This is a genomic window from Pseudomonas sp. A-1, from assembly GCF_004801855.1.
In the GTDB taxonomy this organism is placed as follows: Bacteria; Pseudomonadota; Gammaproteobacteria; order Pseudomonadales; family Pseudomonadaceae; genus Geopseudomonas.
The window spans coordinates 1-21,699 of the sequence record NZ_SSTC01000073.1; the positions used below are offsets into that span (position 1 = coordinate 1).

Annotated in this window: 24 protein-coding genes and 1 tRNA gene; 19 read left to right on the forward strand and 6 right to left on the reverse strand. The window is 67.9% G+C overall.

Annotated elements, in window-relative coordinates; genetic code table 11:
• From E5198_RS15595 to E5198_RS15615, 5 genes are all read right to left on the reverse strand, one after another.
• Positions 1 to 226 (reverse strand): hypothetical protein (locus tag E5198_RS15595; RefSeq protein WP_136490918.1); only part of this gene is annotated, 226 nt, incomplete at its 3' end.
• 71 nt (positions 227 to 297) lie between these two features.
• Positions 298 to 792 carry an RDD family protein gene (locus tag E5198_RS15600; RefSeq protein ID WP_136490919.1) on the reverse strand — a complete coding sequence of 165 codons (495 nt, stop codon included), beginning with the start codon at positions 790 to 792 and terminating at the stop codon, positions 298 to 300.
• Between the two features lie 64 nt (positions 793 to 856).
• A tRNA-Leu gene (locus tag E5198_RS15605) sits at positions 857 to 943 on the reverse strand.
• A gap of 82 nt (positions 944 to 1,025) precedes the next feature.
• Entirely contained in the window at positions 1,026 to 3,155 is a 2,130-nt protein-coding gene (gene pta, locus E5198_RS15610) for a phosphate acetyltransferase (protein WP_136490920.1), read from the reverse strand.
• 140 nt (positions 3,156 to 3,295) lie between these two features.
• Positions 3,296 to 4,483: an acetate kinase gene (locus tag E5198_RS15615; protein WP_136490921.1), complete on the reverse strand. Its 1,188-nt coding sequence runs from the start codon at positions 4,481 to 4,483 to the stop codon at positions 3,296 to 3,298.
• A gap of 273 nt (positions 4,484 to 4,756) precedes the next feature.
• Here E5198_RS15615 and queA point away from each other — a divergent pair, with 273 nt between their 5' ends.
• The 5 genes from queA (at position 4,757) to secF (ending at position 10,158) form a co-directional block, all read left to right on the forward strand.
• Positions 4,757 to 5,812 carry a tRNA preQ1(34) S-adenosylmethionine ribosyltransferase-isomerase QueA gene (queA, locus tag E5198_RS15620; protein WP_136490922.1) on the forward strand — a complete coding sequence of 352 codons (1,056 nt, stop codon included), beginning with the start codon at positions 4,757 to 4,759 and terminating at the stop codon, positions 5,810 to 5,812.
• A gap of 5 nt (positions 5,813 to 5,817) precedes the next feature.
• A complete protein-coding gene (gene tgt / locus E5198_RS15625; RefSeq protein WP_136490940.1) occupies positions 5,818 to 6,933 on the forward strand; it encodes a tRNA guanosine(34) transglycosylase Tgt in 1,116 nt (371 codons plus the stop codon).
• Between the two features lie 37 nt (positions 6,934 to 6,970).
• A complete protein-coding gene (yajC, locus tag E5198_RS15630; protein WP_136490923.1) occupies positions 6,971 to 7,309 on the forward strand; it encodes a preprotein translocase subunit YajC in 339 nt (112 codons plus the stop codon).
• Positions 7,310 to 7,372: 63 nt separating this feature from the next.
• A complete protein-coding gene (gene secD, locus E5198_RS15635) occupies positions 7,373 to 9,235 on the forward strand; it encodes a protein translocase subunit SecD (RefSeq protein ID WP_136490924.1) in 1,863 nt (620 codons plus the stop codon).
• An 11-nt stretch (positions 9,236 to 9,246) separates the two neighbouring features.
• Entirely contained in the window at positions 9,247 to 10,158 is a 912-nt protein-coding gene (secF, locus tag E5198_RS15640; protein ID WP_136490925.1) for a protein translocase subunit SecF, read from the forward strand.
• A gap of 110 nt (positions 10,159 to 10,268) precedes the next feature.
• Here secF and suhB read toward each other — a convergent pair whose 3' ends face one another.
• A complete protein-coding gene (gene suhB / locus E5198_RS15645; protein ID WP_136490926.1) occupies positions 10,269 to 11,084 on the reverse strand; it encodes an inositol-phosphate phosphatase in 816 nt (271 codons plus the stop codon).
• A gap of 135 nt (positions 11,085 to 11,219) precedes the next feature.
• On the opposite strand from suhB, the gene trmJ reads away from it, so the two are divergent.
• The 14 genes from trmJ to E5198_RS15715 all read left to right on the forward strand — a co-directional run.
• Positions 11,220 to 11,993: a tRNA (cytosine(32)/uridine(32)-2'-O)-methyltransferase TrmJ gene (gene trmJ / locus E5198_RS15650; protein WP_136490927.1), complete on the forward strand. Its 774-nt coding sequence runs from the start codon at positions 11,220 to 11,222 to the stop codon at positions 11,991 to 11,993.
• The gene (cysE, locus tag E5198_RS15655; protein WP_136490928.1) at positions 11,993 to 12,802 is read left to right on the forward strand and encodes a serine O-acetyltransferase; all 810 of its coding nucleotides are present in this window, start codon (positions 11,993 to 11,995) and stop codon (positions 12,800 to 12,802) included. Before trmJ ends, cysE begins: the two co-directional genes overlap by 1 nt.
• 148 nt (positions 12,803 to 12,950) lie before the next feature.
• A complete protein-coding gene (gene iscR, locus E5198_RS15660; protein WP_136490929.1) occupies positions 12,951 to 13,451 on the forward strand; it encodes a Fe-S cluster assembly transcriptional regulator IscR in 501 nt (166 codons plus the stop codon).
• 33 nt (positions 13,452 to 13,484) lie between these two features.
• Positions 13,485 to 14,699 (forward strand): IscS subfamily cysteine desulfurase, encoded by a 1,215-nt coding sequence (locus E5198_RS15665; RefSeq protein WP_136490930.1) that lies wholly within the window; start codon positions 13,485 to 13,487, stop codon positions 14,697 to 14,699.
• Positions 14,700 to 14,729: 30 nt separating this feature from the next.
• A complete protein-coding gene (gene iscU / locus E5198_RS15670) occupies positions 14,730 to 15,116 on the forward strand; it encodes a Fe-S cluster assembly scaffold IscU (protein WP_136490931.1) in 387 nt (128 codons plus the stop codon).
• 11 nt (positions 15,117 to 15,127) lie between these two features.
• Entirely contained in the window at positions 15,128 to 15,451 is a 324-nt protein-coding gene (iscA, locus tag E5198_RS15675) for an iron-sulfur cluster assembly protein IscA (RefSeq protein WP_136490932.1), read from the forward strand.
• Between the two features lie 8 nt (positions 15,452 to 15,459).
• Entirely contained in the window at positions 15,460 to 15,978 is a 519-nt protein-coding gene (gene hscB, locus E5198_RS15680) for a co-chaperone HscB (protein ID WP_136490933.1), read from the forward strand.
• A gap of 42 nt (positions 15,979 to 16,020) precedes the next feature.
• Positions 16,021 to 17,880: a Fe-S protein assembly chaperone HscA gene (hscA, locus tag E5198_RS15685; RefSeq protein ID WP_136490934.1), complete on the forward strand. Its 1,860-nt coding sequence runs from the start codon at positions 16,021 to 16,023 to the stop codon at positions 17,878 to 17,880.
• Between the two features lie 3 nt (positions 17,881 to 17,883).
• Complete coding sequence (gene fdx / locus E5198_RS15690; RefSeq protein ID WP_136490935.1) at positions 17,884 to 18,222, forward strand: ISC system 2Fe-2S type ferredoxin; 339 nt, start codon at positions 17,884 to 17,886, stop codon at positions 18,220 to 18,222.
• Between the two features lie 15 nt (positions 18,223 to 18,237).
• Positions 18,238 to 18,438: a Fe-S cluster assembly protein IscX gene (iscX, locus tag E5198_RS15695; RefSeq protein ID WP_136490936.1), complete on the forward strand. Its 201-nt coding sequence runs from the start codon at positions 18,238 to 18,240 to the stop codon at positions 18,436 to 18,438.
• Between the two features lie 214 nt (positions 18,439 to 18,652).
• Complete coding sequence (gene ndk, locus E5198_RS15700; RefSeq protein WP_136490937.1) at positions 18,653 to 19,084, forward strand: nucleoside-diphosphate kinase; 432 nt, start codon at positions 18,653 to 18,655, stop codon at positions 19,082 to 19,084.
• 24 nt (positions 19,085 to 19,108) lie between these two features.
• Entirely contained in the window at positions 19,109 to 20,257 is a 1,149-nt protein-coding gene (rlmN, locus tag E5198_RS15705) for a 23S rRNA (adenine(2503)-C(2))-methyltransferase RlmN (RefSeq protein ID WP_136490938.1), read from the forward strand.
• Positions 20,258 to 20,275: 18 nt separating this feature from the next.
• Positions 20,276 to 21,037, forward strand: a complete 762-nt coding sequence (pilW, locus tag E5198_RS15710) for a type IV pilus biogenesis/stability protein PilW (RefSeq protein ID WP_136490941.1) — start codon at positions 20,276 to 20,278, stop codon at positions 21,035 to 21,037.
• On the forward strand, positions 21,034 to 21,699 hold a 666-nt coding region (locus E5198_RS15715), incomplete at its 3' end, for a RodZ family helix-turn-helix domain-containing protein (protein ID WP_136490939.1). The genes pilW and E5198_RS15715, both read left to right, overlap by 4 nt.

Below are 21,699 nucleotides of genomic sequence, written 5' to 3' on the forward strand. Positions count from 1 at the left end.
CGGCGGGCGTGGCGGCCGCGGGGCCGAGGGCCGCCAGCAGGCGGTCGCTGCGCAGGCCGGGGAAGGCGGCGAGGCGGTGCTGTTGGGTGTCGCGGTTGGCGGCGGTGGCGGCGTGGAAGGCGGCGAACAGTGCCGCGCAGCTGTCGGCGGGGACGGGCGGCTGCTGCGCGCAGGCACTGAGCAGGATCAGCCCCGGCGCGAGCAGCCAGGACGGCGAACGGTGCATGACGGAGCCTCCCGGCGCGCCCGCAGCGCCGTGGAGCGGCCGGGGCGTGCTGGCAGTCTAGCGTCCCGTGCTCAGGTCTTCTTGCGCTTGGGCAACTGCACCACCACGCTTTCCGAGTAGCGGTCGTGCCAGGTCAGCTGGTCCTTGTCCCACAGCATCCACAGGTAGCCGAGGCCGCAGGGCAGCCAGGAGCCGATGGCGATGAAGAAGCGCAGCAGCGCCTGCCACAGGTCGATGGCGCTGCCGTCGCGGTTCTGGATGCGCACGCCCCACACCTGCATGCCGAGGGTCTGACCGTTGTGGGTCCAGAACTTGGCGAAGAAGGCGAACAGGGTGATCAGCAGCAGGCTGCCGAGGATCGGGTCGTTGTCCAGCGCACCGGCCTGCGACAGGGCCAGCAACTGCTCGCTGCCATAGACCAGGCGCAGGATGCCCTGCTGGTAGATCAGGCCGACCACCATGATCAGCGCCACGCAGAGCAGGAAGTCGTAGAACATCGCGGCCAGGCGGCGGATCAGGCCGGCGCGGGGGAAATCGCCCTGCGGGCGCAGCTGGTGTTTGGGCATGGCAGGCTCGCTTGCAAGGATTTCAGGCGTAAAAAAACCCGCCTGAGCGGGTTTCTTCACTATGTGGTGCCTCGAAAGAGACTCGAACTCTTACGCTGTCGCCAGCGGCGGATTTTGAATCCGCTGCGTCTACCGATTCCGCCATCGAGGCAATGGCCGCGGAGTATAGGGTTGGCGCGACGGGCGGTCAATCGACCGTTGCGCCAACCCCGGGCTCCGCCGGTCGGGGCGGATCAGGCCTCGATCAGCTCGCCCTGGGCGGCGGCCTTCTGCGCGGCCTGGCTGGCGGCCTGCAGGGCGGTCAGGGCGATGGTGAAGACGATGTCGTCCACCAGCGCGCCGCGCGACAGGTCGTTCACCGGCTTGGCCAGGCCCTGCAGCATCGGGCCGACGCTCAGGCAGTTGGCGTTGCGCTGCACCGCCTTGTAGGTGGTGTTACCGGTGTTCAGGTCGGGGAACACGAACACGGTGGCCTGCCCTGCGACCTTGCTGTTCGGCGCCTTCTGCTTGCCGACGCTGAGCACCGAGGCGGCGTCGTACTGCAGCGGGCCGTCGATCGGCAGCTGCGGGGCGCGCTCCTGGGCGATGCGGGTGGCTTCGGCGACCTTCTCCACCTCGGCGCCGGCGCCGGAGCTGCCGGTGGAGTAGCTGATCATCGCCACGCGAGGGTTGACGCCCAGGGCCACGGCGGACTCGGCGCTCTGCAGGGCGATCTCGGCCAGCTCGGTGGCGCTCGGGTTGGGGTTCACCGCGCAGTCGCCGTAGACCAGCACCTGGTCGGGCAGCAGCATGAAGAACACCGAGGACACCAGGTTGTAGCCCGGCGCGGTCTTGATCAGCTGCAGGGCCGGGCGGATGGTGTTGGCGGTGGTGTGCACCGCGCCGGAGACCAGGCCGTCGACCTCGTCGAGGGCCAGCATCATGGTGCCGATCACCACGGTGTCCTTGAGCTGCTCGCGGGCCTGCTCGGGAGTGAGGCCTTTGGACTTGCGCAGTTCGCACATCGGCGCGACGTACTGCTCGGCGATCACCTCCGGATCGAGGATCTCGAGGCCAGCCGGCAGGACGATGCCCTGCTCGCGGGCCACCGCCTCGACGGCCTCGGGCTTGGCCAGCAGCACGCAGCGGGCGATGCCGCGCTCCTGGCAGATCGCCGCGGCGCGCACGGTGCGCGGCTCGTCGCCCTCGGGCAGGACGATGCGCTTGTCGGCGTCCTGGGCGCGCTTGACCAGCTGGTAGCGGAACGCCGCCGGCGACATGCGCAGCTCGCGCGGCAGGCTGCAGCGGGTGTGCAGGAACTCCGGGTGCAGGTGCTGGGCGACGAACTCGGTGACGCGGCTGGCGCGCTCGATGTCGTCGGCCGGGGTTTCCTTGTTGAGGCCGGACAGGTTGCTGGCGGTCTCGAACGAGCCGGTACCGACACTGAGCACCGGCAGGCCACTGTCCAGCGCCGCCTTGCACAGGTCGAGGATGCGCTGGTCCGGGCCGAAGTCGCCGGTCAGCAGCAGGCCGGCCAGCTTGACGCCGTTCAGCGCGGCCAGGCAGGCGGCGAGGATGATGTCGTCGCGATCGCCCGGGGTGACCACCAGCACGCCCGGCTGCAGCAGGTGGGTCATGTTCGGCACGGTGCGGGCGGCCAGGATGATCTTCTGCACGCGGCGCTGGGCGGCTTCGCCGGCGCTCAGCACGCGGGCGCCGAGGGCTCCGGCGATGTCGCTGGTGCGCAGGGCGTTGAGTTCGGCGTTGAACGGCACGGCGCCGAGCAGTTGGAAGGTCTCGCTGCCGAGCAGCGGCAGCTGCTGCTTGAGCGCCTCGACGAAGACCGGCACGCCCTCGTCGCTGTTGACCTTGTTGAGGATGGTGCCGAGCACCTTGGGATCACGGGCGCCACCGAACAGCTGGGCCTGGATCTCGATGCGCTCGGCCAGCTGCTTGAGGCTCTCGCTGCCCTGGGCGGCGACCAGGATCACTTCGGCGTCGAGGCTCTTGGCCAACTGGGCGTTGATGCGTGCGGTGTAGTCGGAGTCGCGGGTCGGCACCATGCCCTCGACGATCACCACGTCCTTGCCGGCGGCGGCCTGCTGGAAGCGCTTGACCACTTCCTCGAGCAGCAGGTCCAGCTCGCCGTCGGCCAGCTGGCGCTCGACCTGGGCCAGCGGCAGCGGTTCGGGGCTGGCGAGGTTCAGGGTGCGCTCGACCAGCAGGCAGGAGCGCTCCTGGCCCTGGTCGATCGGGAAGGGCTGGGCGATCGGCTTGAAGAAGCCGACCTTCAGGCCGGCCTGCTCGAGGGCGCGGATCAGGCCGAGGCTGACGGAGTTGAGACCACCGCCGAAGCCGGTGGGAGCGAGGAACAGAGTGTGCATGGTTTCTCCTTGGGGGAGCTGGGTGCTCAGACTCTAGAAGGCGGGTTCGGGCGGGGCCAGCAAGACGAAACCCGACGCCGGGAGGCAGTCGGGTTTCGGCGCTTGCTCAGTCTCCGCTCGGCATACGGAGTCGCTCGGGCTCAGGCGTCGAGCAGGGCGAGGGTGTCGAGGGCGATCTGGCGCTCCTCGTTGGTCGGCACGACCATGATGCGCGGGCTGCCCTCGGCCTGGATCTCGCCGGCCACGCCGCGGGTGCAGCGGGCATTGGCCTCGGCGTCGACCTTGAAGCGGAACACCTTGAGGTGGTCCAGGGTGCGCTCGCGCACGGCGGCGGAGTTCTCGCCGATGCCGCCGGTGAACACCAGACCGTCCAGCTGCGGCAGGGCGCAGGACATGGCGGCCAGCGACTTGGCCAGGCGGTAGCAGAACACCTCGAAGGCCAGCACGGCGCCCGGGTGGCCGGCCTGGCGGGCTTCGGCCAGGGTGCGCATGTCGTTGGACAGGCCGGACAGGCCCTTCAGGCCGCTTTCCTTGTTGAGCATGGCGTCGATCTTGGCCAGGTCCCAGCCCAGGGTGTTGTGCAGGAAGTTGTGCAGGCTGGGGTCGACGTCGCCGCTGCGGGTGCCCATCACCAGGCCTTCCAGCGGGGTCAGGCCCATGCTGGTGTCGCGGCTTTCGCCGTTGACCACCGCGCAGGTCGAGCAGCCGTTGCCCAGGTGGGCGACCAGCCAGCTGCTGTTCTCCACCGGCAGGCCGGCCAGCTCGGCGGCGCGCTTGCTGACGTAGCGGTGGCTGGTGCCGTGGAAGCCGTAGCGGCGCACGCCGTGCTCTGTGTAGAGGAACTCCGGCACCGCGTAGCGATAGGCGTGCGCCGGCATGCTCTGGTGGAAGGCGGTGTCGAACACGCCGACCTGCGGCAGTTCGGGGAACAGGTTGATCGCCGCGTGGATGCCGCTCAGGTTGGCCGGGTTGTGCAGCGGCGCCAGCTGGATGTTGGCCTCGATGCCGGCCAGGGTGCTGTCGTTGAGCAGGGTGGAGGCGAAGAACTTCTCGCCGCCGTGCACCACGCGATGGCCGATGCCGTCCAGATGGCCGCCGGCGGCCTCCTCGACGCGCGGCAGGATCTGCGCGAGGGCGGCCTGGTGGTCGGCATCCGGAACGTTCACGCTCTCCTTGCCGGCGGCGCTCTCGAAGTGGATGACGGCTTCCGGGCTGCCGAGGCGTTCGGCCAGGCCCTGCAGCGGGAAGCTGCTCTGCGCTTCGTTCACCAGGGCGAACTTGATGGACGAGCTGCCGCAGTTGATCACCAGAATGTTGCGGGCGGACATTGGGGCTCCTGAAATCGTGTCGCGAGGGAGCCACGCGCACGCGTGGGTCACCTCAAGTTAACTTTTTATGGTTGGGGTGCCCGGCGTTCTTGTGGAACATGGACTGATCAGGGATGTCGTTATCCTGACATGCGGGGTTTGCAGCTGCCGTTCTTCTTTAGTCGAATCAAAACCCTCGATAAGTAGGGGGCTTTGCGCGCTCTGGCACGGCCCCGGTGCGTGGCGGGCCGGGGGCATTTCCGGTAAGCTGTGCGGCCTTTCGAGAGTCCCCCGATGCGTGTTGCAGACTTCCATTTCGAGCTTCCCGACCGGCTGATCGCGCGCCACCCGCTGGCCGAGCGCCGCGCCAGCCGCCTGCTGGTGCTGGACGGCCCGAGCGGCGAGATCCGCCACCGCCAGTTCCCCGACCTGCTGGACTACCTGCGTCCCGGCGACCTGATGGTGTTCAACGACACCCGGGTGATCCCGGCGCGGCTGTTCGGCCAGAAGGCCTCCGGCGGTCGCCTGGAGATCCTCGTCGAGCGCCTGCTCGACGAGCGGCGCGTGCTGGCCCATGTGCGTGCCAGCAAGTCGCCCAAGCCGGGCAGCCTGATCCACATCGACGGCGGCGGCGAGGCCGAGATGCTCGCCCGCCACGACGCGCTGTTCGAGCTGCGCTTCGCCGAGCCGGTGCTGGTGCTGCTCGAGCGCGTGGGCCACATGCCGTTGCCGCCGTACATCGACCGCCCCGACGAGGACGCCGACCGCGAGCGCTACCAGACCGTCTACTCCGACAAGGGCAAGGCCGGTGCGGTGGCCGCGCCCACCGCCGGCCTGCACTTCGACGATGGTCTGCTCGCCGCGATCCGCGAAAAGGGCGTGGACACCGCCTTCGTCACCCTGCACGTCGGCGCTGGCACCTTCCAGCCGGTACGCGTCGAGCGCATCGAGGACCACCACATGCACAGCGAGTGGCTGCAGGTCGGCCAGGACGTGGTGGATGCGGTGAACGCCTGCCGGGCGCGCGGCGGCCGGGTGATCGCGGTGGGCACCACCAGCGTGCGCTCGCTGGAATCCGCGGCGCGTGATGGCGAGCTGAAGGCGTTTTCCGGCGACACCGACATCTTTCTCTACCCCGGGCGGCCGTTCCACGTGGTCGACGCCCTGGTCACCAATTTCCACCTGCCCGAGTCGACCCTGCTGATGCTGGTGTCGGCCTTCGCCGGCTACTCCGAGACCATGGCCGCCTACCGCGCGGCGGTGGAAGAGGGCTACCGCTTCTTCAGCTACGGCGACGCCATGTTCATCACCCGCAATCCCGCCCCGCGCGGCCCCGAGGAAACCCCATGAGCCACATGTCCTTCGAGCTGCTGGCCACCGACGGCAAGGCCCGTCGCGGCCGCCTGACCTTCCCCCGCGGGGTGGTCGAGACCCCGGCGTTCATGCCGGTCGGCACCTACGGTACGGTCAAGGGCATGCTGCCGCGCGACGTCGAGGCGATCGGCGCGCAGATCATCCTCGGCAACACCTTCCACCTGTGGCTGCGCCCGGGCACCGAGGTGATCAAGAAGCACGGCGATCTGCACGACTTCATGCAGTGGCACGGGCCGATCCTCACCGACTCCGGCGGCTTCCAGGTGTTCAGCCTGGGCGCGATGCGCAAGATCAAGGAGGAGGGTGTGTACTTCGCCTCGCCGGTGGACGGCGCCAAGGTGTTCATGGGGCCCGAGGAGTCGATGCAGGTGCAGCGCGAGCTGGGCTCGGACATCGTGATGATCTTCGACGAATGCACGCCGTACCCCGCCGACTTCGACACCGCCCGCAAGTCCATGGAGCTGTCGCTGCGCTGGGCGAAGCGCTCGAAGAACGCCCACGAGGGCAACCCCTCGGCGCTGTTCGGCATCGTCCAGGGCGGCATGCACGAGGAGCTGCGCCTGCGCTCGCTGGAAGGCCTGCTGGAGATCGGCTTCGACGGTCTGGCCATCGGCGGCCTGTCGGTGGGCGAGCCCAAGGAGGACATGATCCGCATCCTCGACTTCCTGCCCCCGCAGCTGCCGGCCGACAAGCCGCGCTACCTGATGGGCGTCGGCAAGCCCGAGGATCTGGTCGAGGGCGTGCGCCGCGGCGTCGACATGTTCGACTGCGTGATGCCGACGCGCAACGCGCGCAACGGCCACCTGTTCACCGAGACCGGGGTGATCAAGATCCGCAACGCCGTGCACAAGCAGGACGACGCGCCGCTGGATCCGGCCTGCGACTGCTACACCTGTCGCAATTTCTCCCGCGCCTACCTGCATCATCTGGATAAATGCGGCGAAATGCTGGGTAGCATGCTGAATACCATTCACAACTTGCGACATTATCAGCGCCTGATGGCCGGTTTACGCGATGCCATCGCCCAAGGTACATTGGCCGCCTTTGTCGCCGACTTCTATGCGCGACGCGGCCTGCCGGTTCCGCCGCTGGACTGATTCCACCCTTTTGCAGATCTTGCTACAGGAGTAGTACATGAGCTTTCTGATCGCCGCCGCCCATGCCGCCGACGCCGCTCCGGCCGGAGCCCCGCCGGGTGGCGAGTACATGCAGTTCCTGATGCTGGCCGGCTTCGTGGTCATCTTCTACCTGCTGATCTGGCGTCCCCAGGCCAAGCGCGCCAAGGAGCACAAGAACCTGCTCGCCGGCCTGCAGAAGGGTGACGAGGTGGTGACCTCCGGCGGCATCGCCGGCAAGGTGGTCAAGGTCGCCGACGACTTCGTGGTACTCGAGGTTTCCGACAGCGTCGAGCTGAAGTTCCAGAAGATGGCCATTGCCGCCACCCTGCCCAAGGGCACTCTGAAGGCGATCTGAGTTTTCCTCCTTCCTAAATTCACGGGGCACGCAAGGTGCCCCGTGTTGCAAACGGGCTGTGTCATGCTCAACAAGTATCCCCTGTGGAAATATCTGCTGATCCTCGTGGTGCTCGGGATCGGCTTCATCTATTCCGCGCCCAACCTGTATCCCGACGATCCGGCCATCCAGCTCACCGGCGCCAGCACCGCGCTGAAGATCGAGCAGGCCGATGTCGCCCGCGCCGAGCAGGCGCTCAAGGACGCCGGCATCGCGGTCAAGGCCAGCAGTCTCGGCGACAAGGGTGCGCTGCTGCGCCTGACCCGCCAGGAAGACCAGCTGCCGGCCAAGGACGTGGTGCGCCGCGCCCTCGGCGATGACTACGTGGTGGCGCTGAACCTGGCGCAGACCACCCCCGACTGGCTGCGCAGCCTGGGTGCCAGCCCGATGAAGCTGGGCCTGGACCTCTCCGGTGGCGTGCACTTCCTCCTCGAAGTGGACATGGACAAGGCCGTGGACGCGCGCCTGAAGGTCTACGAGAGCGAGGTGAAGAGCCTGCTGCGCAAGGAGCGCCAGCGCTACCGTTCGCTGCCGCAGCAGGACGGCGCCATCCAGCTCGGCTTCAGCGACGCCGCCGCCGCGGAGCAGGCCGAGCGGGTGATCCGCAAGGACTTCCCGGACTTCGACGTGCAGCGCAGCGAGCGCAACGGCCTGCAGGTGCTGCGCCTGGCGCTGACCCAGACCAAGCTGGCGGAAATCCGCGAGTACTCGATCAAGCAGAACCTCACCACCGTGCGCAACCGGGTCAACGAGCTGGGCGTCGCCGAGCCGCTGGTGCAGCGCCAGGGCGCCAACCGCATCGTCGTCGAGCTGCCGGGCGTGCAGGACACCGCCGAAGCCAAGCGCATCCTCGGCAAGACCGCCAACCTCGAGTTCCGCCTGGCCGCCGAGGCCGACGCCCCGCGCGCCAGCACCGAATCCTTCGACTTCCGCCAGGAGGGTCGTCCGCCGGTCCAGCTCGAACGCAGCGTGATCATCACCGGCGACCAGGTCACCGACGCCCAGGCCAGCTTCGACGAGAACGGCCGGCCGCAGGTCAACATCCGCCTCGACGGCCACGGCGGCGAGCTGATGAACCGCGCCACCCGCAACAACGTCGGCCGCAGCATGGCGGTGGTGTTCATCGAGCAGAAGCCGGTGACCCGCTACGTCAAGCAGATGGTCGACGGTGTGGAGAAGGAAGTGCCGGTTTCCGCCTTCAAGGAGGAGAAGCAGGTGATCAGCCTGGCGACCATCCAGTCGGCGCTCGGCAACAGCTTCCGCATCACCGGCCTCGACGGTCCGGGCGAGTCCTCCGAGCTGGCCCTGCTGCTGCGCGCCGGCGGCCTGGCTGCGCCGATGTACTTCGCCGAGGAACGCACCATCGGCCCGAGCCTGGGCGCCGAGAACATCGAGCTGGGCATCCAGGCGTCGCTGTGGGGCTTCCTGTTCGTCGCCCTGTTCATCGTTGCCATCTACAAGTTCTTCGGCATCCTCGCCACCGTGGCGCTGGGCTTCAACATGGTGGTGCTGCTGGCGCTGATGTCGCTGCTCGGCGCGACCCTGACCCTGCCCGGCATCGCCGGTATCGTGCTGACCATGGGCATGGCGGTGGACGCCAACGTGCTGATCTTCTCGCGTATCCGCGAGGAGATCGCCAACGGCATGGCGATCCAGCGCGCGATCCACGAGGGCTTCGACCGCGCCTTCTCGGCGATTCTCGACGGCAACCTGACCACCCTGCTGGTCGGCGCCATCCTGTTCGCCATGGGTACCGGTCCGATCAAGGGCTTCGCCGTGACCATGTCGCTGGGCATCCTGACCTCCATGTTCACCGCGATCTATGTGACTCGTGCGATGGTCAACGTGCTCTACGGTGGCCGCAATCTCAAGAAGCTGTGGATCTGAGGACTGCCTGAATGAAACGTGTGATTAACTTCATGGGCATCCGGCACGTCGCCTTCGCGCTGACCGTGCTGCTGACCCTGGCTTCGCTGGCCAGTCTGGCGATCAAGGGGCTGAACTTCGGCCTCGACTTTACCGGCGGCACCCTGGTCGAGCTGGCCTACGAGCAGCCGGCGCAGCTCGACAAGGTGCGTGGCCAGCTGCGCGAGGCCGGCTATCCGGATGCGGTGGTGCAGAGCTTCGGCGCCACCACCGACGTGCTGGTGCGCCTGCAGGGCGATGATCCGCTGCTGGGCAACCAGCTGGCGGAAGGCCTGCGCAAGGTCAGTGCCGATACGCCTTTCACCCTCAAGCGCGTCGAGTTCGTCGGCCCGCAGGTGGGCGAGGAGCTGCGCGACCAGGGTGGCCTGGGCATGCTGCTGGCCCTCGGCGGCATCCTGGTCTACGTGGCCTTCCGCTTCCAGTGGAAGTTCGGCTTCGGCGCCATCGTCTCGCTGATCCACGACGTGATCGTCACCCTTGGGGTGTTCAGCTTCTTCGAGATCCCCTTCGACCTGACCGTGCTGGCGGCGGTGCTGGCGATCATCGGCTACTCGCTGAACGACACCATCGTGGTGTTCGACCGCATCCGCGAGAACTTCCGCCTGCTGCGCAAGACCGAACTGATCGACAACATCAACATCTCCACCACGCAGACCCTGCTGCGCACCCTGGCCACCTCGATCTCGACCCTGCTGGCAGTGGTGGCGCTGATGGTGTTCGGCGGCGAGAACCTGTGGGGTTTCTCCCTGGCGCTGCTGATCGGCGTGGGCGCGGGTACCTACTCCTCCGTGTACATCGCCAGCATCTGCCTGATCTGGCTGAAGCTGACCCGCGAGGACCTGATCCCGCCGGTGGTCGAGGACGCGGTCGACGAGCGGCCGTAAGCTGCGCCTCGCCCATGAAGAAAGCGCCCTTGGGCGCTTTTTTCATGTCCGGCTTTCTGTCGGCGATAAAAAACCCGGCACCAGGGCCGGGTTCTTCTGGCGCAGCGCTCTCAGCGCTTGAGCGCCGGCGGCAGGTGCGGCTGGATGGCGGTCAGCACGGCCTTGAAGCATTTGGTGTTGCCGGCGACGATGTGGCCCTTGTCGAGGAACTCGTGGCCGCCGGTGAAGTCGCTGGTCAGGCCGCCGGCTTCCTGCACCAGCAGGGCGCCGGCCGCCATGTCCCACTCGGACAGGCCGAACTCCCAGAAGGCGTCGAAGCGCCCGGCGGCGACGTAGGCCAGGTCCAGGCTGGCGGCGCCGGCGCGGCGGATGCCGGCGGTCTGGCCGACCAGGCTACGGAACATGCCCAGATAGCTGTCCAGGTGGTCGAGCTGGCTGTCGCGGAACGGGAAGCCGGTGCCGAGCAGGGCGCCTTCCAGGCCCTTGCGGTTGCTGACGCGGATGCGCCGGCCGTTGAGCGCCGCGCCGCGGCCGCGGCTGGCGGTGAACTCCTCCTGGCGCACCGGGTCGAGGACCACGGCGTGCTCGACGCGGCCGCGGTACTTGCAGGCGATGCTCACCGCGAAGTGCGGCAGGCCGTGGATGAAGTTGGTGGTGCCGTCCAGCGGGTCGATGACCCACAGGTAGTCGGCGCCGTCGCCCTGGCCCGGCTGCAGCCCGCTTTCCTCGGCGAGGATGCCGTGGTTGGGGTAGGCCTTGCGCAGCACGCTGATGATGGTCTGCTCGGCCGCGCGGTCGACCTCGGTCACGTAGTCCTTGGCGTCCTTCTCGTTGACCGAGAGTGCATCCAGGCGTTCGATCGAGCGGAAGATGAGTTCGCCGGCACTGCGGGCCGCGCGCAGCGCGATATTCAGCATGGGCTGCATGGAGGGGTCACCTGGGCTGTTAAAGAAAGCCGGCCATTCTAGCAGAAAAGCCCTCGCCATGAAGGGCGCGTGGCGCCGGCGGCGACGCTTGGGTAAGATTCGGCTCCTTTTCAGGTTCATGGTGGGAGAGCGAGCGTGCTCGACAGGATTCGCGTGGTGCTGGTCAATACCAGCCATCCGGGCAACATCGGCGGGACGGCGCGGGCCATGAAGAACATGGGTCTGTCGAAACTGGTGCTGGTGCAGCCCGAGGAATTTCCCAGCGGCGAGGCCAACGCACGGGCCTCCGGCGCCACCGACATCCTCGAGGCGGCGGCGGTGGTCGACACGCTGGAGCAGGCGCTGGCCGGCTGCAGCCTGGTGCTCGGCACCAGCGCGCGCGACCGGCGCATTCCCTGGCCGCTGCTCGATCCGCGCGAGTGCGCGCAGAAGAGCCTCGAGCACGTCGAGCTGGGCGGCGAGGTGGCGCTGGTGTTCGGCCGCGAGTACGCCGGGCTGACCAACGAGGAGCTGCAGCGCTGCCAGTACCACGTGCACATCCCCTCCAATCCCGAGTTCAGTTCGCTGAACCTGGCCACCGCGGTGCAGGTGCTGGCCTACGAGGTGCGCATGGACTGGCTGGCCCGCCAGGGGCGGCCGACCAAGGTGGAGAAGCTGGAGACCACCGCCATGCTCGATGCGGTGCCGGTCACCGCCGACGAGCTGGAGCTGTACTATAGGCACCTCGAGGAGACCCTGGTGGCGATCGACTTCCTCGATCCCGAGAAGCCGCGCCACCTGATGGCGCGCCTGCGGCGCCTGTACGGCCGGGCCGGCATCAGCAAGCTGGAAATGAACATCCTGCGCGGTATCCTCACCGAAACCCAGAAGGCGGCCCGCGGCGAGTCGCACAAGCGGAGAAATGACTGATGTTCGAGCGCATGCGAGAAGACATCCAGAGCGTGTTCCATCGCGACCCGGCGGCACGAAACACCCTCGAGGTGCTGGTCTGCTACCCCGGCCTGCACGCCATCTGGCTGCATCGCGTGGCGCACTGGCTGTGGAGCGCCGACTGGAAGCTGCTGGCGCGCTTCGTCTCGCACCTCAGCCGCTGGCTGACCGGCATCGAGATCCATCCGGGGGCGCGGATCGGCCGGCGCTTCTTCATCGATCACGGCATGGGCATCGTCATCGGCGAGACCGCCGAGATCGGCGACGACGTCACCCTCTACCACGGCGTGACCCTGGGCGGCACCAGCTGGAACAAGGGCAAGCGCCATCCGACCCTGGAGGACGGCGTGATCGTCGGCGCCGGGGCGAAGATCCTCGGTCCGTTCACCGTCGGCGCCGGCGCCAAGATCGGCTCCAATGCGGTGGTCACTCGCGCCGTGCCGGCGGGCGCCACCGCGGTGGGCATTCCCGGGCGGATCATCGTCAAGGCCGATGACGAGCAGGAAGCGCGGCGCAAGGCGATGGCCGAGAAGATCGGCTTCGATGCCTACGGCGTCAGCGAGGACATGCCCGATCCGGTGGCGCGCGCCATCGGCCAGCTGCTCGATCACCTGCAGGCGGTCGACGGGCGCCTGGAAGGCATGTGCAAGGCGCTCACCGCGCTGGGCAGCGACTACTGCGCCAAGGAGCTGCCGGCGCTGCGCGACGAGGACTTCGCCGGGGTCAAGCCGGCGGCCGTCGATGCCGCCGGCCAGGCCGAGCCGGCACCGCCGCGGGCGCACGATTGAGGTGCGCGGGCCGGGGAACTGCTATAAGATCCCCGGCTCCGCTATGCGGTCAGGCTATTCCGACTGAAACGCTCGGTCTTTTAGTTGACTGCTTTGCTCGGAAAACTGCATACTCTGCGCACTTTCCGAATCATCGTGGTGCAAGCCCATGCGACTGACCACCAAGGGCCGTTACGCCGTGACAGCCATGCTCGATCTCGCGCTGCATGCGCAGAACGGGCCGGTGTCCCTCGCCGACATTTCCGAGCGCCAGGGCATTTCCCTGTCCTATCTCGAACAGCTGTTCGCCAAGCTGCGGCGCGGCAGTCTGGTCACCAGCGTGCGCGGCCCGGGCGGCGGCTATCAGCTGTCGCGCGACATGGCCAGCATCGACGTGGCCCAGGTCATCGACGCCGTCAACGAGTCGGTCGACGCCACCCGCTGCCAGGGTCTCGGCGGCTGCCACGAAGGCGATACCTGCCTGACCCACCACCTGTGGTGCGGCCTGAGCGACCGGATCCACGAATTCCTCAGCGGCATCAGCCTGGCCGACCTGGTGCGCAACCAGGAAGTGCAGAGCGTCGCGCAGCGCCAGGATCAGCGTTGCCTGCAAGGCAAGGGGATGCCGTCCAGCCCGCTTGAAAAGATCGAAGCGTCCGCCATCGACTGATGCCGCGGTTGCCAGCCTGACAGGAGAGACCTGATGAAATTGCCGATCTACCTGGATTATTCCGCGACCACGCCGGCCGATCCGCGCGTGGCGCAGAAGCTGTGCGAGTGCCTGACCATGGACGGCAACTTCGGCAACCCGGCCTCGCGCTCCCACCTGTTCGGCTGGAAGGCCGAGGAGGCGGTGGAGAACGCCCGCCGCCAGGTGGCCGAACTGGTCAACGCCGACCCGCGCGAGATCGTCTGGACCTCCGGCGCCACCGAGTCCGACAACCTGGCGATCAAGGGTGTCGCGCACTTCTACGCCAGCAAGGGCAAGCACATCGTCACCTCGAAGATCGAGCACAAGGCGGTGCTGGACACCACCCGCCAGCTGGAGCGCGAAGGCTTCGAGGTCACCTACCTGGAGCCGGGCGAGGACGGCATCATCACCCCGGCGATGGTCGAGGCGGCGCTGCGCGACGACACCATCCTGGTCTCGGTGATGCACGTCAACAACGAGATCGGCACCATCAACGACATCGCCGCCATCGGCGAGCTGACCCGCGCCCGCGGCATCCTGTTCCACGTCGACGCGGCGCAGTCCACCGGCAAGGTGGCGATCGACCTGGAAGCGATGAAGGTCGACCTGATGTCCTTCTCCGCGCACAAGACCTACGGTCCCAAGGGCATCGGCGCGCTCTACGTGCGCCGCAAGCCGCGCGTGCGCCTCGAGGCGCAGATGCACGGCGGCGGTCACGAGCGCGGCATGCGCTCGGGCACCCTGGCCACCCACCAGATCGTCGGCATGGGCGAGGCCTTCCGCATCGCCAAGGAAGAGATGGCCGCCGAGAACGGGCGCATCAAGGCGCTGGCCGAGCGTTTCCTGGCCCACCTGGAAGGCATGGAAGAGGTCTATCTGAACGGCTGCCGCGAGCAGCGCGTGCCGCACAACCTCAACCTGAGCTTCAACTACGTCGAGGGCGAGTCGCTGATCATGGCGCTCAAGGACCTCGCCGTGTCCTCCGGCTCGGCCTGCACCTCGGCCTCCCTGGAGCCGTCCTACGTGCTGCGCGCCCTGGGCCGCAACGACGAACTGGCGCACAGCTCGATCCGCTTCACCTTCGGCCGCTTCACCACCGAGGCGGAAGTCGACTACGCCGCCGCCAAGGTGCGCGAGGCGGTGACCAAGCTGCGCGAGCTGTCGCCGCTGTGGGACATGTTCAAAGAAGGCGTCGACCTGTCCAAGGTCGAGTGGCAGGCGCACTGACGCCGTACCGATTCAGCGAGGAATACCGCCATGGCATACAGCGACAAGGTCATCGACCACTACGAAAACCCGCGCAACGTCGGCAAGATGGACGCGGAAGACCCGGACGTCGGCACCGGCATGGTCGGCGCCCCGGCCTGCGGCGACGTGATGCGCCTGCAGATCAAGGTCAACGACGAGGGCGTCATCGAGGACGCCAAGTTCAAGACCTACGGCTGCGGCTCGGCGATCGCCTCCAGCTCCCTGGCCACCGAGTGGATGAAGGGCAAGACCCTGGACGAGGCCGAAAGCATCAAGAACACCCAGCTGGCCGAGGAACTGGCCCTGCCGCCGGTGAAGATCCACTGCTCGGTGCTCGCCGAGGACGCCATCAAGGCGGCCGTGCGTGACTACAAGCAGAAGAAAGGCCTGATCTGAGGAGCACGTCCATGGCCATCAGCATGACCGAAGCCGCCGCACAACACGTTCGCCGCTCGCTGGAAGGGCGGGGCAAGGGTGAGGGCATCCGTCTCGGGGTGCGCACCACCGGCTGCTCCGGTCTGGCCTACGTGCTGGAGTTCGTCGATGAGCAGGCATCCGAGGACCTGGTGTTCGAGAGCTTCGGGGTCAAGGTGTTCATCGACCCGAAGAGCCTGTCCTACCTGGACGGCACCGAACTCGACTTCACCCGCGAGGGGCTGAACGAAGGCTTCAAGTTCAACAACCCCAACGTGCGCAGCGAGTGCGGCTGCGGCGAAAGCTTCAACGTCTGAGGCCTGCCGTGAGCACCTGCCACTTCGCCCTGTTCGACCTGCAGCCGGCCTTCGTCCTCGATCTCGACCAGCTCGCGGTGCGCTACCGCGAGCTGGCCCACGAGACCCATCCGGACCGCTTCGCCGATGCTCCGGCGCGCGAACAGCGCCAGGCGCTGGAGCGTGCCGCGCAGCTCAACGACGCCTACCAGACGCTGAAGAGCCCGAGCCGGCGCGCCCGCTACCTGCTCGGCCTGCGCGGCGAACAGGTGCCGCTGGAGGCCACCGTGCAGGATCCGGCGTTCCTCCTGCAGCAGATGCAGCTGCGCGAGGAGCTGGAGGAGCTGCAGGACAGCGCCGACCTGGCCGGGGTGGCCGCCTTCAAGCGCCGTCTCAAGGCTGCCCAGGCCGAGCTGGAACAGGGCTTCACCGCCTGCTGGGACGATCCCGCCGAACGCGAGCAGGCCGAGCGCCTGATGCGCCGCATGCAGTTCCTCGACAAGCTGGCCCTCGAGGTCCGCGAGCTGGAAGAGCGCCTCGACGATTAACCCGCGCCTCCTGCGAGGGAGGTGCCTGATAACGCGAAGACCATGGCCCTACTGCAGATTGCCGAACCGGGACAGAGCCCCCAGCCGCACCAGCGTCGCCTGGCGGTGGGCATCGACCTCGGCACCACCAATTCCCTGGTCGCTGCCGTGCGCAGCGGCCGTACCGCACCGCTGCCGGATGCGCAGGGGCGGGTCATCCTGCCTTCCGCGGTGCGCTACCTGGCCGAAGGCATCGAGGTCGGCCATGCCGCCGTCGCTGCCGCCGCCGGCGATCCGCTGAACAGCGTCATCTCGGTCAAGCGCCTGATGGGGCGCGGCCTGGCCGACGTCAAGCAGCTCGGCCAGCAGTTGCCCTACCGCTTCGTCGCCGGCGACTCGCAGATGCCGTTCATCGACACCGTGCAGGGGCCAAAGAGCCCGGTGGAGGTCTCCGCCGACATCCTGCGCGCCCTGCGCGAGCGCGCCGAGGCCACCCTCGGCGGCGAGCTGGTCGGCGCGGTGATCACCGTGCCGGCCTACTTCGACGACGCCCAGCGCCAGGCCACCAAAGACGCCGCGCGCCTGGCCGGCCTCAACGTGCTGCGTCTGCTCAACGAGCCGACCGCCGCGGCGGTGGCCTACGGCCTGGACAAGGGCGCCGAGGGCGTGATCGCCATCTACGACCTGGGTGGCGGCACCTTCGACATCTCCATCCTGCGCCTGACCCGCGGCGTGTTCGAGGTGCTGGCCACCGGCGGCGACAGCGCCCTCGGCGGCGACGACTTCGACCACGCCATCGCCGGTTGGATCATCGAGCAGGCCGGGCTGTCCGCCGACCTCGATCCGGGCGCCCAGCGCCACCTGCTGCAGGTCGCCTGCGCCGCCAAGGAAGCGCTGACCGATGCCGGGGAAGTGACCGTCAGTCACGGCGACTGGTCCGGCACGCTGAGCCGCGCGCAGTTCGACGCGCTGATCGAGCCGCTGCTGGCGCGCAGCCTCAAGGCCTGCCGCCGCGCGGTGCGCGACGCCGGCATCGAGCTGGACGAGGTCGAGGCGGTGGTCATGGTCGGCGGCTCGACCCGCGTGCCGCGCGTGCGCGAGGCGGTGGGCGAGCTGTTCGGCCGCACCCCGCTGACCGACATCGACCCCGACGAGGTGGTGGCCATCGGCGCCGCCATCCAGGCCGACACCCTGGCTGGCAACAAGCAGGGCGAGGAACTGCTGCTGCTCGACGTCATCCCGCTGTCGCTGGGTCTGGAGACCATGGGCGGGCTGATGGAGAAGGTGATCGCGCGCAACACCACCATCCCGGTGGCGCGCGGCCAGGAGTTCACCACCTACAAGGATGGCCAGACGGCCATGATGATCCATGTGTTGCAGGGCGAGCGCGAGCTGGTCAGCGACTGCCGTTCGCTGGCGCGCTTCGAGCTGCGCGGCATCCCGCCGATGGTCGCCGGCGCGGCGAAGATCCGCGTGACCTTCCAGGTCGACGCCGACGGCCTGCTCAGCGTATCCGCCCGCGAGCTGAGCTCCGGCGTCGAGGCGAGCATCCAGGTCAAGCCGTCCTACGGTCTCAGCGACACCGAGATCGCCCGCATGCTGCAGGACTCCTTCGCCCACGCCGGCGAAGACAAGGCCGCCCGCGCCCTGCGCGAGCAGCAGGTCGAGGCCGAGCGCCTGCTCGAGGCCGTGCAGGCGGCGCTGGCCGCCGACGGCGAGCGCCTGCTGGAGGCCGACGAGCGCACCATGATTGACCACGAAATGCAGGTCCTGCGCGAACTGGCAGCCAGCAGCGATACCGCTGCCATCGAGCGCCAGGTGCGCCGCCTGTCCCAGGTCACCGACGCCTTCGCCGCCCGGCGCATGGACGCCAGCGTCAAGGCCGCCCTGGCCGGTCGCCAGCTCAACGAAATCGAGGAATAAGCCATGCCGCAGATCGTCTTTCTGCCCAACGCCGAGCATTGCCCGGAGGGCGCGGTGGTCGAGGCCAAGACCGGCGAGACCATCATCGAGGCCGCGCTGCGCAACGACATCGACATCGTGCACGCCTGCGAGATGTCCTGCGCCTGCACCACCTGCCACGTGATCGTGCGCGAGGGCTTCAATTCGCTGGAGCCGTCCGACGAACTGGAGGACGACATGCTCGACAAGGCCTGGGGGTTGGAGCCTGAGTCGCGGCTGTCCTGCCAGGCGCGGGTCGGCAAGGAGGATCTGGTGGTGGAGATTCCCAAGTACACCATCAACCAGGTCAACGAGAGCCACTGACTGCGGAGCCGCCCCATGAGCCTGAAATGGACCGATGTGCTGGAGATCGCCATCCAGCTGGCCGACAGCAAGCCGGAGGTCGATCCGCGCTACGTCAACTTCGTCGACCTGCACAGCTGGGTGATGGCCCTGCCGGAGTTCGCCGACGATCCCCTGCGCGGCGGCGAGAAGGTGCTGGAGGCCATCCAGGCGGCCTGGATCGAAGAGGCCGAGTAAGCGCCGGGCTCCAGGCGGCAGGGTGGAAAACGCGCACCGCGATTTTCCACCGCTGCCCCCGCGCAGGGGCACCACCCGGCGCGCCGGTACGCATTTCACAGCAACCCGCGTATAATCCGCGGGTTTCGTTTATCGGACTTCCTGCGCGCTGCCTCGCCTGCCGATGGCGGCGCGCTCCGGTTTAACCGTCAACCCTGCCTTCCGGAGTTATTCCATGGCCCTGCAACGCACCTTCTCCATCATCAAGCCCGATGCCGTCGCCAAGAACGTGATCGGCGAAATCACCACCCGTTTCGAGAAGGCCGGCCTGCGCGTCGTCGCTTCCAAGATGGTCCAGCTGTCCGAGCGCGAAGCCGCCGGCTTCTACGCCGAGCACAGCGAGCGCGGCTTCTTCAAGGATCTGGTCGCCTTCATGACCTCCGGTCCGGTCATCGTCCAGGTGCTGGAAGGCGAGAACGCCGTCGCCAAGAACCGCGAGCTGATGGGCGCCACCAACCCGAAGGAAGCCGCTGCCGGCACCATCCGCGCCGACTTCGCCGTCTCCATCGACGAGAACGCCGTGCACGGTTCCGACTCCGAGGCCTCCGCTGCCCGCGAGATCGCCTACTTCTTCTCCGCTACCGAGCTGTGCAACCGCATCCGCTAAGCGCGGAACGGTGAGGGTGAATCCATGACTGCAACGACTGGCAAGGTTAACCTGCTGGGGCTGACCCAGCCGCAGCTGGAACGGTTCTTCGAGTCCATCGGCGAGAAGCGCTTCCGGGCCGGCCAGGTGATGAAATGGATTCACCACTTTGGCGCCGAAGACTTCGACGCCATGACCAATCTCGGCAAGGCCCTGCGCGAAAAGCTCAAGGCCTGTGCCGAGATCCGCGGTCCCGAGATCGTCAGCGAGGACATCTCCAGCGACGGCACCCGCAAGTGGGTGGTGCGCGTGGCGTCCGGCAGTTGCGTCGAGACCGTGTACATCCCGCAGGGCGGCCGCGGCACCCTGTGCGTGTCCTCGCAGGCCGGCTGCGCGCTGGACTGCAGCTTCTGCTCGACCGGCAAGCAGGGTTTCAACAGCGACCTGACCAGCGCCGAGATCATCGGCCAGGTGTGGATCGCCAACAAGTCGTTCGGCACCGTGCCGGCCAAGATCGACCGCGCCATCACCAACGTGGTGATGATGGGTATGGGCGAGCCGCTGCTGAACTTCGACAACGCGGTCGCCGCCATGCAGATCATGATGGACGACCTCGGCTACGGCATCTCCAAGCGCAAGGTGACCCTGTCCACCTCGGGCGTCGCGCCGATGATCGACGAGCTGGCCAAGGTGATCGACGTGTCCCTGGCGCTGTCGCTGCACGCGCCCAACGACGAGCTGCGCAACCAGCTGGTGCCGATCAACAAGAAGTACCCGCTGGCCGTGGTGCTGGACGCCTGCAAGCGCTACATCTCCGGCCTCGGCGAGAAGCGCGTGCTCACCGTCGAGTACACCCTGCTCAAGGACGTCAACGACCAGCCCGAGCATGCGGCGCAGATGATCGCGCTGCTCAAGGATTTTCCTTGCAAGATCAACCTGATTCCGTTTAATCCGTTCCCCCATTCCGGTTACGAGCGGCCGAGCAACAATGCCATCCGCCGCTTCCAGGACCTGCTGCACCACGCCGGGCACAACGTCACCGTGCGCACCACCCGCGGCGACGACATCGATGCTGCCTGCGGTCAGCTGGTCGGCCAGGTGCAGGATCGCACCCGGCGCAGCGAGCGCTACATCGCGGTGCGCCAGCTGGAGAGCGAAGGCGACCAGCCCCGTTCCGTCGCACCGGGAAACTGACGAGGGAGTTCGTGCATGATGCTGTTGCGTACCACGATGGTCCTGCTGCTCGGCGGCCTGCTGACCGCCTGCGTGTCGACGGGGCATCAGGACCCGCTGAAGACCGCCGAGGGTCGTGAGGCGGCGCGCGATGCCTATGTCAAGCTGGGCATCGGCTACCTGCAGAAGGGCAATACCGAGCAGGCCAAGGTGCCGCTCAAGCAGGCGCTGGAGCTGGACGCCTCCAATGCCGACGCCCACGCCGCGCTGGCCCTGGTGTTCCAGACTGAGATGGAGCCCACGCTGGCCGACGAGCATTACCGCAAGGCGCTGTCGGCGCGCCGCGATGCGCGCATCCTCAACAATTACGGCAGCTTCCTGTTCGAGCAGCAGCGCTACCAGGACGCCTACGCGCGCTTCCAGGAGGCCGCGGAGGACAACCTCTATCCGGAGCGCTCGCGGGTCTACGAGAACCTCGGCCTGACCTCGCTGCGGCTCGGCCAGCGCCCGCAGGCGTTGCAGCACTTCGAGAAGTCGCTGCGCCTGAACCGCAACCAGCCGCGCGTGCTGCTGGAGATGGCCCAGCTGTCGTTCGAGGACCGCCAGTACGTGCCGGCGCGCGGCTACTACGAGCGCTACCTGGCCCTCAAGGGGCCGCAGGACGCCCGCAGCCTGCTGCTCGGCATCCGCCTGGCCAAGGTCTTCGAGGATCGCGACCGCGCTTCCAACTACGCCATGCAGCTGCGTCGCCTGTACCCGGGCACCGCTGAATACCGGCAATATCTCGCGGAGCAACAATGACCATGTCGCACATCGAAGCGGTGGGCGCGTCCTCGCGCAGCAATCCTGGCGAAATCCTCCGCCAGGCGCGGGAGGAGAAGGGCTGGCAGCTGGCCGAGGTGGCCGCCCAGCTCAACCTGACCGCTCATTCCCTGGCCCAGCTGGAAGCCGGCGAGTTCGACCGCCTGCCCGGGCACACCTTCGCCCGTGGCTACGTGCGGGCCTATGCCAAGCTGCTCGGCCTCGACCAGGCCGAACTGGTCGGCATCTTCGACCACTACACTGGCACCGACGCCACCGGCAGCACCGTGCACAGCCTCGGCCATGTGCCCGAGCCGCTGCGCCTGTCGCGCACCGTGCTGCGCCTGGCCAGCGCCGTGCTGCTACTGCTGCTGCTGGTGCTCGGCTACTTCTGGTGGCAGGAGCGTCCGGAGCGTCTGGCCGACCTCGGCGCGCTCGGCCTCAAGCACATCGAGGTGGAGAGCGCCGACGGCACCACCGAGCTGCACCCGCTCGACGAACCCGAAGACCAGGCGGTGGCCGAGGCCCTGCAGGGCGAGCCGACGCTGGCGCCGATCCCGGCCGAGGCCGGCGGTGAGGGTGCCGAGCCAGCCGCCGCCGATCCGGCGGCTCTGGCCCTGCCGGCGACCCCGCCCGCCCTGACGGCGACTCCGCCGGCCCCG